The organism is Aeromonas veronii (genome assembly GCF_040215105.1).
GTDB lineage: Bacteria > Pseudomonadota > Gammaproteobacteria > Enterobacterales > Aeromonadaceae > Aeromonas > Aeromonas veronii_G.
Genome location: NZ_CP157875.1, coordinates 3,776,408 through 3,791,727 on the forward strand (window position 1 = coordinate 3,776,408; position 15,320 = coordinate 3,791,727).

Annotated in this window: 15 protein-coding genes; 6 read left to right on the plus strand and 9 right to left on the minus strand. The window is 64.1% G+C overall.

Annotated elements, in window-relative coordinates; all coding sequences use genetic code 11:
- The first annotated feature begins 206 nt into the window (after nt 1–206).
- A complete protein-coding gene (locus ABNP46_RS17315; protein WP_349919481.1) occupies nt 207–626 on the plus strand; it encodes a DNA polymerase III subunit psi in 420 nt (139 codons plus the stop codon).
- Nucleotides 627–707: 81 nt separating this feature from the next.
- Nucleotides 708–1,169: a ribosomal protein S18-alanine N-acetyltransferase gene (gene rimI, locus ABNP46_RS17320; protein WP_349919482.1), complete on the plus strand. Its 462-nt coding sequence runs from the start codon at nt 708–710 to the stop codon at nt 1,167–1,169.
- A gap of 61 nt (nt 1,170–1,230) precedes the next feature.
- Here rimI and ABNP46_RS17325 read toward each other — a convergent pair whose 3' ends face one another.
- On the minus strand, nt 1,231–1,773 hold the full coding sequence (locus ABNP46_RS17325) for a thioredoxin family protein (RefSeq protein WP_349919484.1): 543 nt from the start codon (nt 1,771–1,773) through the stop codon (nt 1,231–1,233).
- Between the two features lie 182 nt (nt 1,774–1,955).
- Here ABNP46_RS17325 and ABNP46_RS17330 point away from each other — a divergent pair, with 182 nt between their 5' ends.
- Nucleotides 1,956–3,746, plus strand: coding sequence for an AMP-dependent synthetase/ligase (locus ABNP46_RS17330; RefSeq protein ID WP_349919486.1), 1,791 nt, complete (start codon nt 1,956–1,958; stop codon nt 3,744–3,746).
- Nucleotides 3,747–4,010: 264 nt separating this feature from the next.
- Here ABNP46_RS17330 and ABNP46_RS17335 read toward each other — a convergent pair whose 3' ends face one another.
- The 3 genes from ABNP46_RS17335 to ABNP46_RS17345 form a co-directional block, all read right to left on the minus strand.
- Nucleotides 4,011–4,703 (minus strand): aspartate/glutamate racemase family protein, encoded by a 693-nt coding sequence (locus ABNP46_RS17335; RefSeq protein WP_349919487.1) that lies wholly within the window; start codon nt 4,701–4,703, stop codon nt 4,011–4,013.
- Nucleotides 4,704–4,795: 92 nt separating this feature from the next.
- The gene (locus ABNP46_RS17340; RefSeq protein WP_349919488.1) at nt 4,796–5,386 is read right to left on the minus strand and encodes a LysE family translocator; all 591 of its coding nucleotides are present in this window, start codon (nt 5,384–5,386) and stop codon (nt 4,796–4,798) included.
- A gap of 102 nt (nt 5,387–5,488) precedes the next feature.
- Nucleotides 5,489–6,085 carry a LysE family translocator gene (locus ABNP46_RS17345; protein WP_349919489.1) on the minus strand — a complete coding sequence of 199 codons (597 nt, stop codon included), beginning with the start codon at nt 6,083–6,085 and terminating at the stop codon, nt 5,489–5,491.
- 115 nt (nt 6,086–6,200) lie between these two features.
- Here ABNP46_RS17345 and ABNP46_RS17350 point away from each other — a divergent pair, with 115 nt between their 5' ends.
- Together ABNP46_RS17350 and ABNP46_RS17355 are read left to right on the plus strand one after the other, a co-directional pair.
- Nucleotides 6,201–7,574, plus strand: a complete 1,374-nt coding sequence (locus ABNP46_RS17350; protein ID WP_349919490.1) for a PLP-dependent aminotransferase family protein — start codon at nt 6,201–6,203, stop codon at nt 7,572–7,574.
- Nucleotides 7,575–7,604: 30 nt separating this feature from the next.
- Nucleotides 7,605–8,069, plus strand: a complete 465-nt coding sequence (locus ABNP46_RS17355; protein WP_349919492.1) for a hypothetical protein — start codon at nt 7,605–7,607, stop codon at nt 8,067–8,069.
- A 66-nt stretch (nt 8,070–8,135) separates the two neighbouring features.
- Here ABNP46_RS17355 and ABNP46_RS17360 read toward each other — a convergent pair whose 3' ends face one another.
- The 3 genes from ABNP46_RS17360 to ABNP46_RS17370 all read right to left on the minus strand — a co-directional run bounded on the left by ABNP46_RS17360 (nt 8,136) and on the right by ABNP46_RS17370 (nt 12,250).
- The gene (locus ABNP46_RS17360; RefSeq protein ID WP_349919494.1) at nt 8,136–9,449 is read right to left on the minus strand and encodes a sodium-dependent transporter; all 1,314 of its coding nucleotides are present in this window, start codon (nt 9,447–9,449) and stop codon (nt 8,136–8,138) included.
- A gap of 437 nt (nt 9,450–9,886) precedes the next feature.
- Entirely contained in the window at nt 9,887–11,200 is a 1,314-nt protein-coding gene (locus ABNP46_RS17365; protein WP_349919496.1) for a sodium-dependent transporter, read from the minus strand.
- A 210-nt stretch (nt 11,201–11,410) separates the two neighbouring features.
- Entirely contained in the window at nt 11,411–12,250 is an 840-nt protein-coding gene (locus tag ABNP46_RS17370) for an isopenicillin N synthase family dioxygenase (protein WP_349919497.1), read from the minus strand.
- A gap of 206 nt (nt 12,251–12,456) precedes the next feature.
- On the opposite strand from ABNP46_RS17370, the gene ABNP46_RS17375 reads away from it, so the two are divergent.
- A complete protein-coding gene (locus tag ABNP46_RS17375) occupies nt 12,457–13,020 on the plus strand; it encodes a DUF2799 domain-containing protein (protein WP_349919498.1) in 564 nt (187 codons plus the stop codon).
- A gap of 58 nt (nt 13,021–13,078) precedes the next feature.
- Here the strand turns inward: ABNP46_RS17375 and ABNP46_RS17380 are convergent, their stop codons facing one another.
- Nucleotides 13,079–13,897 carry a Cof-type HAD-IIB family hydrolase gene (locus tag ABNP46_RS17380; RefSeq protein WP_349919500.1) on the minus strand — a complete coding sequence of 273 codons (819 nt, stop codon included), beginning with the start codon at nt 13,895–13,897 and terminating at the stop codon, nt 13,079–13,081.
- A gap of 161 nt (nt 13,898–14,058) precedes the next feature.
- On the minus strand, nt 14,059–15,297 hold the full coding sequence (locus ABNP46_RS17385) for an MFS transporter (RefSeq protein ID WP_349919501.1): 1,239 nt from the start codon (nt 15,295–15,297) through the stop codon (nt 14,059–14,061).
- Nucleotides 15,298–15,320 lie beyond the last annotated feature (23 nt).

Below are 15,320 nucleotides of genomic sequence, written 5' to 3' on the forward strand. Positions count from 1 at the left end.
CGTGGTGACGTCGGCCGGCCTCTGGCCCCGCCCCACGCTGTTGGTCTGTCTGGTTGTGCATCCCCGCCGCATCTGGCCGGGATACCTGATTAACATAGCGATCCTGGCGGCGCACATCTAGTTGCAAATGGGTGCAGCAGGGGCCGCGAGAGTGTACTCTGCGCATCAGAAATTACCCCAATGCAGATCAAGAGCGAGCCTTCCCCATGCAAGATCCCCTGCTGGACCCGCTGCGTCAGCGTATCCTGACCCGGATGGGCATACAGAGCTGGCAACTCAGAGCCCCGGCCCTGCTGGGTGAGACGAAGGGCCCGGAGGATACGCCCCATCAGCCGGACGACATCGTTCTCGACACGGTGGCCGTCCCCGCCCCGAGCGGCAAGCTCTGGCTGCTGGCCGACACCCTGCCCGTCCCGGCCCTCTTGGGAGATCTCTGCCAACTGCTCGGCCTCGATGTGAAGGACGTCTCGCTCATCGCTGCGCTGCCGGACGGGCTCACCCCGCCCCTGCTTTGGCTGACGGCGCCGGACGCCCGCTGGCCCGATGCCCTGGTCTGCCCGATAAAACCCGATGCGGCCCACAAGCGCGCCCTCTGGCAACAGTGCCGCCAGCATCTGCCTGGCTGACCGGCCCGCAGCGCCCCAACCCTTTTCCTCTTCACCCCGGCCTGCGTTCCCGCGCAAGCCCGGGTTCTGCCCGGAGTCATCATGTCTGACCTCAGCCCCCGCTTTCGCCCCCTGCTGGAGAGCGACTTTGCGCTCATCTACCCCATCGAGCAGGCCGCCCACAAGGAGCCATGGAGCCAGGCCAACCTGCTCTCCTGCTTCGGGCCCCGCTACCTCAACGGTCTGATGCTGGTAAATGATCGCCCGGCGGGTTTCTACATCTCGGATCTGGTGGCGGGAGACAGTTCGTTGATGAACATCTGCGTGCACCCTGACTTTCAGGGCAAGGGGCTGGGACGGGCACTGCTTCGGGAGTACCTCGCCCGCAGCAAGTCCCAGCAGGCGGAAGCCTGGTTTCTGGAGGTGAGGGCCGGCAACACCACCGCCATCGGCCTCTACGAGAGCGAGGGCTTTGCCGAGTATTGCCGGCGCGCCGACTACTACGGCACCGGCCCTGACCGGGAAGATGCCGTGCTGATGTCCCGTCTGTTCGACTTCGGCTAAGGCCCGGACACCCTCGGCCCCCTTCCCCATCGGCCACTCATCCTCCCCCGTCCGGCGTCCCTCAGGGCAGGGAGGCATTGTCGATGGCACTGTCCTCGAGGCTCAAGGTCACCCGTACCACGGCGTCGAAACCTTCGGCGGAGAGCGGCATGAAGAAGCCCCGCGCATAGGTGACGCCGGGCATCCAGATCAGCTGCTCCTTCACGTCTATGTTGACGGGTCGCAGGGACTCGCCGGGGCGCTGGAGGTAGACACCGGGGGGCGTCGCCACCTTGGGGAAGCGGCGCAGTATGTGGGCGCTGCCATCCCCCGCATCCGGATTGAGGCGCACCTTCACCAGCTCGGCCAGGGTGGATTGCATCCCGGGATCCTGCCACAGGCGGGCATCCAGCCGGGTGCAGCGTCGGCACTTGGCGCTCTCTATCACATAGAGCAGGGGATAACCGGTTTGCAGCGCCCGCGCCTGACCCTGCTCATACCCCTCGGCGCCGCTCAGCCAGGGATTGTCCTCCCCCGTCGGCCCGCCCAGGGCATACCAGAGGCCGCCCGCCCCCGCCAGAACCAGCAAGGTGCCCGTGATGAGGCTCTTGATATTGATACTCATAGCTCCCCTCCCTGACCGTATCCGGACCCAGATCCCATCATGCCTGAGTCCTATCGACTTGACGACTTTGTGATCTAGGACAAACGGCGAACACTTGTAAGCTGTAATAGTAGAGTTTAAACTCCAGCCCGGTTTTGAAAGCCCCCTGCGGGCGTACAACTGTTATGTGAGGATGATTGACGATGTCGCAGTTTCATCTGGTTCGACTGATGCGTGAACGCATTGCCCGCCTTGGCAACAAGGCCGCCCTGCGCGTCCAGCAGGATGGACAATGGCGTGCCATCGGCTGGCGTACTCTGGGTCAGGCCATGGACTATTGTGCCCAGGCCCTGATCCGCGCCGGCCACCAGCCCACCGAGATGGTCGGCATCTATGCCCGCAACATGCCGGAGTGGACCCAGGCCGATCTCGGCATCCTGGCCGCCCGCGGCGTCAGCGTGCCCATCTACCCCACCAGCACCCTGGATCAGCTGCGCTACATCGTCAAAGATGCCGGTATCAAGGTGCTGTTCGTCGGCGAGCAGCCCCAGTTCGATCAGGCCCTCCACCTGCTGAACGCGGGTGAGATCAGCCAGATCGTCTCCCTGGACGGCAGCGTCGATCTGCGCGGCTGCGAGCAGGCCAGCCACTTCCAGACCTTCCTCTCATCGGGCAACCATCAGCCCAGCGAGCAGGAGCTGCGGCTACGCGAGCAGCAGTACCGCATGGATGACCTGCTGACCCTCATCTACACCTCGGGCACTACGGGCGAACCCAAGGGGGTCATGCTCGATTTTGCCAACATCGCCGCCTGTTTCGAGATGCACGACAGCCGGCTGGATCTCGGCGAGCAGGACGTCTCCCTGTGCATGCTGCCGCTCAGCCACGTATTCGAGCGTGCCTGGACCTACTACGTGCTCTATTGCGGCGCCGAGAACGTCTACATACGCGACCCCCAGAAGGTGATGGATGTCATCGGCGAGGTACAACCGACCGTGATGTGCGCCGTGCCGCGCCTCTACGAGAAGGCCTACGCCATGATCCAGGCCAAGGTCGCCCAGGCGCCGCGCCTGCGCCGCACCCTGTTTGGCTGGGCCACCCGGGTCGGCAAGCAGATGGTTGCCACCCGCCAGGCGGGCAAGTCCGCCTCCCCCCTGCTCTATCTCCAGCTTGCCCTGGCGGAGCGGCTGGTGTTTCGCAAGCTGCGGGCCCGCTTTGGCGGCCGTACCCGCTTCCTGCCGGTGGCCGGTGCCCGTCTCGCCGACGACGTGAACCTCTTCTTCCAGGCCATGGGGCTCAACCTGAAATATGGCTACGGCATGACCGAGACCACGGCCACCGTCTGCTGCTACGAGGATAGCCAGTTCCAGCTCGGCTCCATCGGTACCGCCCTGCGCGGCATCGAGGTGAAACTCGGTGAGAACAACGAGCTGCTGGTACGCTCCCCCACCGTGATGCGCGGCTACTACAACAAGCCGGAGGCCACGGCCGAGGTGATGACCGAAGATGGCTTCCTGCGCACCGGCGATGCGGGCGAGCTGGATGCCAACGGCAACATCTACTTCACCGAGCGCCTGAAAGAACTGATGAAGACCTCCAACGGCAAGTACGTGGCGCCCCAGCTGGTGGAAGGAACGCTGGGCAAGGATCGCTTCATCGAGCAGATCGCCATCGTCGCCGACGCCCGCCACTTCGTGTCGGCGCTGATCGTGCCCTGCTTCGAGTCGCTGGAAGAGTACGCCCGCTCCATCAACCTGCAGTACCAGTGCAAGACCGAGCTGCTGCGCCACTCCCGGGTGGTGGAGTTCTTCGAATCACGCATTCACGAGCTGCAGCAGGAGCTGGCCAAGTTCGAACAGGTGAAGAAATTCACCCTGCTGCCGAGCGCCTTCTCCATGGAGCTGGGGGAGATCACCCCCACCATGAAGCTGCGCCGCAAGATCATCGAAGCCAAGTACCAGAGCGAGATCGAGGCGATGTACAGCCACGTCTGAGTACAGTCATGTACAAGCAGGGCCAGGTATAAGCAAAGACTTGTCCCGACAACAGAAAGAGGCGCATCGGCGCCTCTTTTTTATGCTCTTCTCGCTGCGATATCCCCACACGGCAACGCCTCAGAACCGGTCTACGAGCTGTCGCGAGAGGTCGTCAGCAAGGTAAAGAGCAGCGCAGGAACCTGAGTGTATAGAGATACATGAGGATTCCGAGCAGCGCATGAGCCTTGATCACGGCCTCGCAGCAAGATCGCGGGCAGGTTCTCAGGCCAGCGCCCACTCCACCGCCGCCTCGGCGTGAATGGCGGTGGTGTCGTAGAGGGGCACAGCGGCCTTGGCATCTCCCACCAGCAAGGCAATCTCGGTGCAGCCCAGGATCACCGCCTGGGCCCCCGCCTGCGCCAATCCGGCGATGATCGCCAGGTACTCGGCCCGCGATGCGTCAAGCACCCGACCCAGGCAAAGCTCGTCATAGATGATGCGATGTACCCGCTCTTGCTCGGCCTCGGGCGGGACCAACACTTCCAACCCGAACGACTCGGTCAGCCGCCCCTTGTAGAAATCCTGCTCCATGGTGAAGCGGGTACCGAGCAGGCCCACTCGCGTCACCCCGTCCGCCACCAGCCGTTTGGCGGTGGCATCGGCGATATGCAGCAGCGGGATCCCGATGGCGGCGGCTATCTCGGGAGCCACCTTGTGCATGGTATTGGTGCCGATCAGCAGACAATCCGCGCCTCCCGCCTGCAAGTCCCGGGCGGCGGCACTCAGCAGGCGGGCGGTGGCCGGCCAGTCACCGGCGTGCTGCAACCGCTCTATCTCGGCAAAGTCGACGCTGTTGAGCAGCACCCTGGCGGAGTGCAAGCCCCCGAGGCGCGCCCGCACACCCCGATTGAGCGCCTGATAGTAACTGACGGTGGACTCCCAGCTCATGCCACCCAACAGACCGATACATTTCATCCTTGCTCCTGCGAGGGAATGATGACCATGCACCACCCGTCGATAAAAAAGGCCCCGAAGGGCCAACAAGACAGAGGGGTTGGTCCGAGGACCTAAATCCAGATCATCAGCACGCAGGCCGCCGTGGCGATCCCCATGCCAAGGTTGAAACAACGCCAGCCTTGGGCGGTGCGGATGAGGCGGCGTACCTGGGCGCCAAACAATACCCAGAAGGCACCGGTATAGAGGCCGGTCACGAAGAAGATGGCGAGCACCCAGCTGGCGGACGGCCAGTAGGCCTCTCCCGCCAGGGTGAAGCCGCTGATGGCGGAGAGCGCCATCATCCAGGCCTTGGGGTTGAGCAGTTGCAGCATGGCCCCCTGATGGGCCGGGATGAGCGGCCGGTTGCCTTCCGCCGGCCCGTTGGCGGTAGCCACCTTCCAGGCCAGCCAGAGCAGATAGGCCGAACCGACGACCTTCAACCCATCGTGCAATAGCGGCAGCTTCTCGAACACCACACCGAGCCCCAGCGCCATGGCCAGGATCATCAGGTTGATGCCGCCGACCACTCCCACCAACAGGGGCAGGGAGCGGCGAAAACCCTGGGCGGCACCGGCGCTGGTGAGCAGCATGTTGTTCGGCCCCGGGGTACCACAGGTGATCAGGGCAAAGCCCGCCAGGGGAAGCAACCAGTTCAGATCCATCTCAACCTCGATGTGTTACGGCAAGCCTCTTAATATGCAGAGGCCGCCCCCCGACCACAAGCTCACCGATGCATTTTCTTCGCATAAAAAACCAAACAATCATTAATACCAGAGCATCACCACACAGAGCGCCGTCAGGGCACCCAGGCTGCCGTTGAGGCGGCGCCAGCCCTTGTCAGAATTGATCCAGCGGCTGAGTTGATGGCCAAACAGCACCCAGGCGAAGCAAACCGGCAGTCCCGCCATGGGGAAGACCGACATGATGCCCCACAGGCTCGGCCAGTAATCACTGCCCGGCAGGCTGAACAGGCTTATAGCGGAGATCCCCATCATCCAGGCCTTGGGATTGAGGAACTGAAAGCCGAGCCCTTCCAGCAGGGTCAGCGGCCGGGAGCGCCTGGCGGGATCACCGGGAGCACCGGCGACGGCGATGCGCCAGGCGAGCCAGAGCAGATAGAGGCTGCCCAGCACCTGCAGGCTCATCTTGAGCAGGGGCCAGCGCTCGAACAGCGGGTAGAAGCCAAGGGCCAGCACCAGTTGCAGCACCGGCTGGCCGATCACGACCCCGATCAGATGGGGCAGGGTGCGGCGCACGCCGAAGTTGGCTCCGGCCGCAGTCAGCATCAGGTTGTTGGGCCCCGGCGTACCACAGGTCAACAGGGCAAAGCCAAACAGGGTGGCATACCATTCAATGGTCATTGTCTTCTCTCCTTGAACCACATTGTATCGATACAATGTGTCATATAGCGTTGTGCGGTGGGTAACAATCACGCTATATTGAGACAATTCGCCGATCAATGGATTTATTGTCACCATGACAATCTGGACACCCCACCTCGACAGCTTCGAGGGCCCCCTCTATCTGAAACTGGTCAAGGCCATAGAGCAGGCCATTCACGACGGCACCCTGGCCCCCGAGACCCGACTGCCGACCCACAGGGCCCTGGCTGACCAGCTCGGGGTCACGGTCGGCACCATCACCCGTGCCTACTCGGAAGCCGAGCGCCGTGGCCTGCTGGCGGCCCGGGTCGGCCACGGCACCTGGGTCAGGGGGCTGGTGGATCCGGTCAACGAGTGGGTGATCCGCAACGAAGACAATCAGCGCATCGAGCTGTGGCAGAATCTGCCGATCCCGCTGGACAGAGCCGCCATCATCAAGCCCATGCTGCTGGAGTTGGCGAACGGGGATCTCAACGCCCTGCTCGGCTATGACAAGGAGGCGGGTCGCCAGGAGCAGCGCCAGCTGTTCGTCGACTGGCTCACGGCCCTGGGAGTCCAGTGCCGGGAGGATCACCTGCTGTTCAGCCACGGCGCCCAGCACGGCATCATGCTCTCCCTCATGGCCACAGGCTGCGTGGGGGAGACCATCTTGTGCGAGGGGCTCAGCTACCCGGGCATGCTGGGCAATGCCCGCCAGTTGAAGAACCAGGTGGTGGGCCTGCCGCTCGACGAGGAGGGGCTGATCCCGGCCGCCCTCGACGCGGCCTGCCGCCAGCGCCGAGCCAAGTTGCTCTATCTCACCCCTACCCTGCAAAACCCCACCACGGCGGTGATGAGCCTGGCCAGGCGCGAGGCCATCGTCGCCATCGCCCGCCGCCACGATCTGCTGATCATCGAAGATGACGTCAACGGCCTGCTGCCGGAGACCAGCCTTCCGCCATTGGTCAATCTGGCGCCGGAGCGGGTCATCTACCTCGGCAGCCTGGCCAAGATCGCCTGCGGCGGCCTGCGGGTCGGCTTCGTACTGACGCCCCCTCCCCTTCGCAACGCCTTCGCCCAGGCCATGCGGTTGTCGAGCTGGATGGTGAGCCCGCTGCTCATCGAGCTCGCCTGCAAGCTGGTGAGCCAGCACCAGATCATGCCGCTGATCGAGCAGCAGAGACGGATCCTGGCGCGCCGGGGCGAGCTGCTTCGCCACCTGTTGCCGGGCGCCCGTTGGCATCCAGGCTCCATGCACGCCTGGCTGCCCCTGCCCGAGCCCTGGCGCAGCCAGGAGTTCGTGGAGGCCGCCAACGCCCTTGACGTCGGGGTTGCCAGCGGAGAGCACTTCGCCGCGGGCCAGTTTGCCGCGCCGCAAGGGGTACGCCTGAGCCTCAGCCAACCGGCCACCGAGGCCCGCGTCGCCGAGGGTCTTGAGCGGCTGGCCGGTCTGCTGCGGGGCACGCCGCCGACCAATCCCCTGCTATAGTCAGTGGCCGTTTCAGCCCAAGGAGCACCCATGTCCCCCTCCCGCACCACCTTGCTGCTCACCGCCCTGCTGCTGGGAGGCTGCGCCTCCCCGGCCCATCAACAGCTGAGCCGGGCCGTCACCGGCCTGGAAGGGGAACTGGAGCGGCTGGAAGAGGAGCTGGCGGCCATGAACGGGCTCCACTACCAGAAGGCCATCGACGCCCCTGCCGCCCTGCGGGACTACCTCAAGGCCCCCGCGGCCACGGCAGAGGGGCTGGTGCCTGCAGAGATCGCGCTGCAAGATGGTCCCCTGCTGCGCTACCGCTACCAGCTGCCGGCGAGCATGAAGGCGCTACCCACAGACAATCCCTGCCTGCGCTACGAGTTCGAACTGCGCCACCTCGGCCGCCTCGGTCAGCTCGATCTGCACTGGCAGCGGGAAGGCCATCAGGGCCAACGCCTCATCCAGCAGGCCGATTGCCCCTTCTCCGCCAAGGGGCCGGGGCTGCAATAAACCGCGCCCGATGCAAAGAGGGGTTGGCCCATGGCCAACCCCTCTCGTTTTATCACTCCCCGCTTGCTAGAGGATCCCTCGTACCAGGATGCCGGTGATGAGCAGCGGCGCCACCAGTCGCCAGCACCAGAGCAGGCAGGCCCGCAGCACGGGTGAGAGATCGGTGGGCAAGATGCTGTCCCCGAGGCGCCAGCCCAGCAGCAGGGTCAGCACCAGGCCGAACAGCGGCATCATCAGGTTGGAGGTGAGGTAGTCCAGCAGATCGAAGATGGTCTTGCCAAACAGGGTCAGCTCGCTCCAGGGGCCGAACGACAGGCTGACCGGAATACCGGATGCCATGATAAGCAGGGTCAGCACCCGGCAGGCGCCGCGCCGTGACCAGCCCCACTCCTCGGTGGTGAAGCGCACCAGGTGCTCCAGCATGGAGATGGAGGAGGAGAGCGCCGCCACCAGCAGCAGCAGGAAGAAGACCACCGCCAGCCCCTGGCCAAACGGCAGGTGGTTGAACACGGCGGGCATGGTCATGAAGGTGAGGCCGGGGCCCGCGGTAGGGTCTATGCCGGTGGAAGCCAGCGCCGGGAAGATCATCAGCCCCGCCAGCACCGAGATGAGGCTCGCCAGGGTCACCACCCAGACGCCGGAACGCAGCACGCCGTCGCTATTGGGCAGATAGGCACCATAGGTGGTATGCACCCCCAGGCCGATGGAAAGGGAGAAGAAGGCGAGTCCCAGGGCATCCAGCACGCTCTGGCCGGTGAGCATGGAGAAGTCCGGCAGCAACAGCTGGCGCACCCCGGCCAGGGAGCCCGGCATGGAGAGGCCCACCGCCACCAGCAGCAGCATCATGATGAAGAGCGCCGGCATCATCCAGCGCAGGGCCCGTTCCACCCCTTTCTGGATGCCCCCCTGCACGAACCACCAGGTGAGCCCGGCGAACACCAGATGGGTCAGCGCCGGCCACCAGGGGTGACTCACGTAACCGTTGAACAGGGCGGTCAGCGCAGACCCCTCGCTCAGGTTCAGCTTGCCCGCCACCGCCAGCGCCGCATAGCCCACGGTCCAGCCCCCCACCACGCTGTAGAAGCTGTAGATGAAGAAGCCGCACAGTATCCCCATGTAACCCATCCAGCGCCATTTAGGCCCCATCAGCTTGTTGAAGGCGCCGAGTACCCCGCGCTGGCTGCGGCTGCCGAGCAGGGTCTCCCCCACCAGTACCGCCACCCCCAGGGTGAAGCTGAACAGCAGGAACACCAGCAGGAAGGCACCACCGCCGTTGGTGGCGGTCACATAGGGAAACTTCCAGATGGCACCAAGGCCGATGGCGGTGCCGGCCGCCGCCAGCACGTGCCCAAGACGGGAAGACCATTGAACCTGGCTCATACAACCTCCTGGCAAGACAACATTCGATACTCCATGGGTAGCCGCACGATGCGGGACAACAAAAAGGCCGCCTCTGGCGACCTTTGCAATGAACATTCAGACAAACTGCGCGTGCAAGGTCACCTCTCCGAAGAGTGGAAAAATCGACCAAAGGGAAGATTGGAGGGTGACATCAAGGACAGGGCCTGCACGACGAAACGGAGCCACAGCCTAAACCATGGCAAGAGATGTTGACAGTTAATCCTCCATCCGAGCTCACAATACAGCCAATCAGACAATCAAAACAAAAAATATCAGAATAAAAAGTCACAAAATCAAAGCTTCATGGTGCTTTATATACAGTCAATTCTGTCGATAAAGAGACCCCGGCACCGAGTGGTCACCGGGGAATGACGGCTGGCCGAGGAGCACGATCTCCTGCTCCCCGGCCTGCGTCTTCAGATCAAGCCGCGTACCAGAATGCCGCCGATGAGCAGGGGGGCGACCCAGCGCCAGCAACCCATCACCAGCCGACGCCAGTGGGGAGCCAGCCCCTCGGGCAAGGCACGACGGCCCAGCTTCCAGCCGAGCAGCAGGGTGAGGGCCAGCCCGAACAGGGGCATCAGCAGGTTGGAGGTGACGAAGTCCAGCAGCTCGAAGATGTTCTTGCCAAACAGGGTGATGCTCGCCCAGGGGCCGAACGACAGGCTGACCGGGATCCCCCCCGCCATCACCACCCCAGTGATGAGGTTGCAGGACGCGCGGCGCGACCAGCCGAAGCTCTCCACCAGGAAGCACTGCAGGTGCTCCAGCAAGGAGATGGACGAGGAGAGCGCCGCCACCACCAGCAGGGCGAAGAAGATCACCGCCAGCCCCTGGCCGAACGGCAGCTGCTGGAACACCGCCGGCATGGTCATGAAGGTGAGGCCGGGACCCGAGGCGGGATCGATGCCGGTCGCCGCCAGCACCGGGAAGATCATCAACCCCGCCAGCACGGCGATGAGGCTCGCCAAGAGCACCACCCAGAGGCTGGAGCGTCCCACCCCCTCGCTGCTCGGCAGGTAGGCGCCATAGGTCGTATGGATACCAAGGCCGATGGAGAGGGAGAAGAAGGCCAGTCCCAGGGCGTCCAGCACCCCGGACATGCCGAGCTTGCTGAAGTCCGGCATCAGGAAGTGGCGCACCCCTGCCATGGCGTTGGGCAGGCTCAGGCCGAAGGACACCAACAGCAGCATCATGATGAAGAGGGCCGGCATCATCCAGCGCAGGGTGCGCTCCACCCCTTTTTGCACGCCCCCCTGCACGAACCACCAGGTGAGGCCCGCGAACAGCAGGTGGGTCAGCACGGGCCAGAGGGGATCGCCGACGTAGTCGTTGAAACGGGCGGTGAGGGCAGCGCCATCACCCTGTTGCAGATCCCCCGCCAGGGCCATGCCGGTGTAACCCAGGGTCCAGCCCCCCACCACGCTGTAGAAGCAGTAGATGAGCAGGCTGCACAAGAGCCCCATGGCGCCGACCCAGCGCCAGCGCTTGCCCAGAAGCGTACCGAAAGCCCCCACGGCGCCGCGCCGGGTCAGGCTGCCGAGCAGGGTCTCCCCCATCAGCACCGCCACCCCCAGGGTGAAACTGAACACGAGAAACACCAGCAGGAAGGCGCCACCGCCGTTGGCGGCGGTGACATAGGGGAACTTCCAGATGGCGCCGAGACCGACCGCGGAACCCGCGGCGGCCAGAATATAACCGAGCCGGGATGACCATTGGGACTGCTTCATAAGAACTCCAATCTAAGGGCCCGCCAGTTGGACCCCTCATGGCGCACAGATTACGCCGCCCCCCTCGCAATCACTCGTCGTATCTCTGGCTTAAAACCGACTTATTAGCAGCAATGACTAATAATCTTCGGTTTAGCATCCATTCGTGCCATAAAACAAAAACCGGAGCCTGTTTGCTCCGGTTTTGCATTCTCTGGGAACGGCGCGGGACTAGATGACCCCCAGCTCCCGCAGCCGCTCCATCAGGTAACTGTGGGCGGTGTGGCGTTCGGAGAGCACCACGTCCGGGCGCGGGTGCAGGAACAGCGGCAAGGAGATGCGGGATTTGCTGACGCTGCCACCGGTCGGGTTGATCACCCGATGGGTGGTGGAGGGGTAGTAGCCGTGGGAGGCCTCCTGCAGCATGTCACCGATGTTGATGATCAGGGTGCCAAAGTCGCAGGGCACGTCCATCCACTCCCCATCGGAGCCCTTCACCTGCAGGCCCGGCTCGTTGGACGCGGGCAGTATGGTGAGCAGGTTGATGTCCTCGTGGGCGGCGGCGCGGATGGCCCCCGGCGCCTCGGTGCCGTCGAACGGCGGATAGTGCAGCACCCGCAGCAGGGTCTTGTGGCTCTCTTCGATCATGGAGGAGAGGGGGGCGCTGTAGTGGGCGGCGATATCCGCCGGGGTGTACTGCTCCACCCAGCCCAGCAGCTCGGCGGCCAGGTTGTTGGCGAGGGCGTAGTACTCCATCGCCTGATCCTTCAACTCTGCCGGCATCTGGCCCCAGGGATAGAGGTGGAAGTACTCTTTGATGTCCTTCTGGCTGTTGCCCTTGGCCACCTCGGAGACGGAGGGCGGGAAGTAGCCGTCCTGGGTCTCGCGGTTGAACAGGAAGTCGTGCTTCTGCTCGCTCATGAAGAAGCGATACCAGTTGTCATAGATGGACTGCACCAGCTCCTTGGGGATGGGGTGGTTGGTCAGCACCCCGAAGCCGGTGGTACGCAGGGATTCGGTGAAACGCTCGGCCGCATCGGGGGAACGGTAATCAACGGTCAGGACTTTCATTATTTTTGTTACGCGCCAGTTAAAAGTAGGCGCAGTTTACCCTGCCTCCCCCGGCAAGGAAAGGTTGCCCGACATGGGTTGATAACAGACTGAAAATACTGACAAAAATATCATGACATCCAGGCTTGCCCGGGATGATGACGGCCCCTTGTCCCGCTCAGGCTTCCTCTCTAGAATGCCTGCACTTTTACATTCGGAGCCCTGCCATGTCCCCAAGGATGTTGTTGCCAATCCTGACCCTGCTGCTCGCCGGTTGCAGTTCGTTCTCAGAAGAGGAGTGCCGTGCCATGAGCTGGTACAACCAGGGCTATCAGGATGGCACCGAGGGCAAGACCCGGGCGGCCAGCGCCGGCTACAGCAAGACCTGCGGGGAGTATGGCCTCAAGGTGGACGAGGCGGAATGGCTGCGGGGCTACACCAAGGGGCTGGAGCTCTACTGCATCCCCGAACTTGCCTACAGCAAGGGCAAGGAGGGGAACGAGTACCTGGGCGTCTGCCCCAACGATACGACCTTCCTCACCCAGTTCGAACGGGGTCGCAAGGAGTTCCTGCTGGCCGAGCGCCTCGGCGATCTGCAGCAGGAGCTGGAGCGCACCGAGCGAAATATCTACCAGCTGGATCAGCAGATCCGCGCCGAGAACGACGCCAAGCAGCGGGACTACTATCGTGCCCAGCGCGAGCGGGCCATCCGCCACTACGAGGGAGTGCGACGGGAGTACAACCGTATCCGCTTCCCGGATCGGGTGATCCAGTTCTCCTTCGGCAGTTGATCCCCTCGGAGCCCCGCCATCCGGCGGGACTCACCCCCTGTTCAGGGCAAAATCCCGCTCAGGCCAGAACCCAGCGCTGCAGCGCCAGGGCGATGCCGTCTTCGTTGTGATCCGCAGTGACCTTGTGGGCGTGGGCCTGGATCTGGGGCGCCGCATTGCCCATGGCCACCGCCAGCCCCACCTGCTCGAACATGCTGATGTCGTTGTTGTTGTCCCCAAAGGCCACCACGTTTTCCATGGCGATGCCCTCGCTCGCCGCCCACTGGGCCAACCGGTTGCCCTTGCTGCAACCGGGTTGCACCAGCTCCACCGCGTAGGGGGCCGCCCAGTCCTGGGTAAAGGGCATGCCCTGCACCACTTCCCCCACGAAGCGGTGCAGGCGGCCCGGATCCTGGTTGAACAACTCCAGCTTCCAGATGGGGGCCTGCAGCCAGGGTTCGAGATCGTCCGCCGGCAGCAGGGAGATCTTGAGGTGATCGGGTAGGTTGTCGGATCTGCGCTGGATCCTGGCCACATAATCCTCGCAGCCGATGTAGCCGATGCCATCGCTCAGGTGAAACTGCGCCTCCATCTGCTGACTCTCGACCTCGGCCAGCAGGGCCCGCAGCGGCCCGACCGCCAGAGGATCCCCCGCCAGGATGCGGTCTTGCACCGGATCATAGAGGTAGGCGCCGTTGCTGCAGATGATGGGGGTGTCGAGGGCCAGCTCGTGGTGGAAGGGGCGCGCCGTCATGAAGTGGCGCCCCGTCACCAGCAGCACCTTGATGCCCCTCGCACGGGCCTCGCTCAGGGCGGCCCGGGTCGCGGGCGAGACCTGATGATCCCGGGTCAACAAAGTACCGTCCATGTCCAACGCAATCGCTTTAAACTCGCTCATATCACCTCCAGAGTCTGAGTATCGCGAGGCGCAAGGTGAGAGCAGAGTGGCCGGGCGACAGGGGTAAGGGGTCAAAGAGCCATACCGTCCCAGAGTCGGCGCCCCGATGCAAGCCTCCCCTGCCCCGTCTGCGCCAATTTGTGATCCACCCGGGCCCGGGATCAACCAGACTCGACCGCCGTGTCTACCTGCGCTCCCCGGTCAGCCGCCCGGCGCAACCCGTAGAAACCGAGAGCACAGATCACCCCGCACAGGGTCGCCAGATAGAAGGGCCACTGGGTCCCCGCCAGCAGCACGACGCTGCCCACCACCACCGCCAGGATCTCGCTGCCCACCGCCAGCCCGCGATAGAGCCCCATCGCCTGCCCCTGCTGGCTGGCATGGCTGCGGTTGGAGACGGCGACCGAGGTCGCCAGCTCCCCCAGACTCATGCCGATGCCGGCCGGGATGAAGGTGAGCGCCAGCCCCCACCACTGGCTCGGCAACACGAACATCAACATACCCGCCGCCATCACCAGATGACCGACGATCCCCAGCGTGCTGCCGCGCCAGTGACGGGCCAGCAACTCCCCGAGCCAGGAGCCCAGCATCATGGGTACGCTCACCAGCACGGCCGCCTGGGCCAGTTGCACCGGATCCCAGGCCAGCCGCTCCACCAACCAGACGTTGAAGTAGGTGAAGTAGAGCTGCACCGCACCATAGCTCAACAGGGTCAGTACGAAGTAGGGCAGCAGCCGGGGTTGCAACAGCAGCTGGCGGGTCGAGAGCGGCACCAGCGTCTCCGTGGTCGCTACTGGTGGCCGGTTGGGGATGAGCCAGAGGATCAGCAGCAGGTTGACCGCCGTCATGGCTACCGCCAGCCAGGCCGCCAGGCTGTAATCCCCGGAGATCACCGCGGCATAGCCCCCGATCATGGGACCCAGCACCCAGCCGAGGTTCATGCCGATGTTGATCCTGGCGAAGTTGCGCGCCTTGGTCTTGGGGGTGCTCAGATCCGCCGCCATGGCCTGGACGATGGCGATGTCGCCGTTGAAGAAGCCTTCGAGCACCCGGCTCAGCAGGAGCAGCGGCAGGGAGCGCCAGGCGATGCCAAGCGCCATCAGGGCATAGCCCGCCAGCACCCCGATGAGGCAGAGGGTCAGCACCGGCTTGCGGCCATAACGGTCTGACAGCTTGCCGAGCCAGGGGGCGCCCAGCAGCTGGAACAGGGGGTAGAGCCCCATGATGACGCCGAGCCACACCTTGCGACTCCAGTCCGACGCCTCCGGATCCAGCATGCCCTGGGCCGGATCCAGCATCAGGGGCGCCAGCACCGGGGAGGGTAGACTGAAGCCCGCCACCGCCAGGGTCACCGTCATCACCAGTACCCAGAGGGTGGCCTGCGTCTTGATTCCTTCCATGTCCGCCTCATTAAATAAAGTTA

Excerpts from the sequence above, each read along its gene's own strand:
- ABNP46_RS17315 (WP_349919481.1), top strand. The coding sequence starts at position 207 with ATGCAAGATCCCCTGCTGGACCCGCTGCGTCAGCGTATCCTGACCCGG.
- rimI (WP_349919482.1), top strand. The coding sequence starts at position 708 with ATGTCTGACCTCAGCCCCCGCTTTCGCCCCCTGCTGGAGAGCGACTTT.
- ABNP46_RS17325 (WP_349919484.1), bottom strand. The coding sequence starts at position 1,773 with ATGAGTATCAATATCAAGAGCCTCATCACGGGCACCTTGCTGGTTCTG.
- ABNP46_RS17330 (WP_349919486.1), top strand. The coding sequence starts at position 1,956 with ATGTCGCAGTTTCATCTGGTTCGACTGATGCGTGAACGCATTGCCCGC.
- ABNP46_RS17335 (WP_349919487.1), bottom strand. The coding sequence starts at position 4,703 with ATGAAATGTATCGGTCTGTTGGGTGGCATGAGCTGGGAGTCCACCGTC.
- ABNP46_RS17340 (WP_349919488.1), bottom strand. The coding sequence starts at position 5,386 with ATGGATCTGAACTGGTTGCTTCCCCTGGCGGGCTTTGCCCTGATCACC.
- ABNP46_RS17345 (WP_349919489.1), bottom strand. The coding sequence starts at position 6,085 with ATGACCATTGAATGGTATGCCACCCTGTTTGGCTTTGCCCTGTTGACC.
- ABNP46_RS17350 (WP_349919490.1), top strand. The coding sequence starts at position 6,201 with ATGACAATCTGGACACCCCACCTCGACAGCTTCGAGGGCCCCCTCTAT.
- ABNP46_RS17355 (WP_349919492.1), top strand. The coding sequence starts at position 7,605 with ATGTCCCCCTCCCGCACCACCTTGCTGCTCACCGCCCTGCTGCTGGGA.
- ABNP46_RS17360 (WP_349919494.1), bottom strand. The coding sequence starts at position 9,449 with ATGAGCCAGGTTCAATGGTCTTCCCGTCTTGGGCACGTGCTGGCGGCG.
- ABNP46_RS17365 (WP_349919496.1), bottom strand. The coding sequence starts at position 11,200 with ATGAAGCAGTCCCAATGGTCATCCCGGCTCGGTTATATTCTGGCCGCC.
- ABNP46_RS17370 (WP_349919497.1), bottom strand. The coding sequence starts at position 12,250 with ATGAAAGTCCTGACCGTTGATTACCGTTCCCCCGATGCGGCCGAGCGT.
- ABNP46_RS17375 (WP_349919498.1), top strand. The coding sequence starts at position 12,457 with ATGTCCCCAAGGATGTTGTTGCCAATCCTGACCCTGCTGCTCGCCGGT.
- ABNP46_RS17380 (WP_349919500.1), bottom strand. The coding sequence starts at position 13,897 with ATGAGCGAGTTTAAAGCGATTGCGTTGGACATGGACGGTACTTTGTTG.
- ABNP46_RS17385 (WP_349919501.1), bottom strand. The coding sequence starts at position 15,297 with ATGGAAGGAATCAAGACGCAGGCCACCCTCTGGGTACTGGTGATGACG.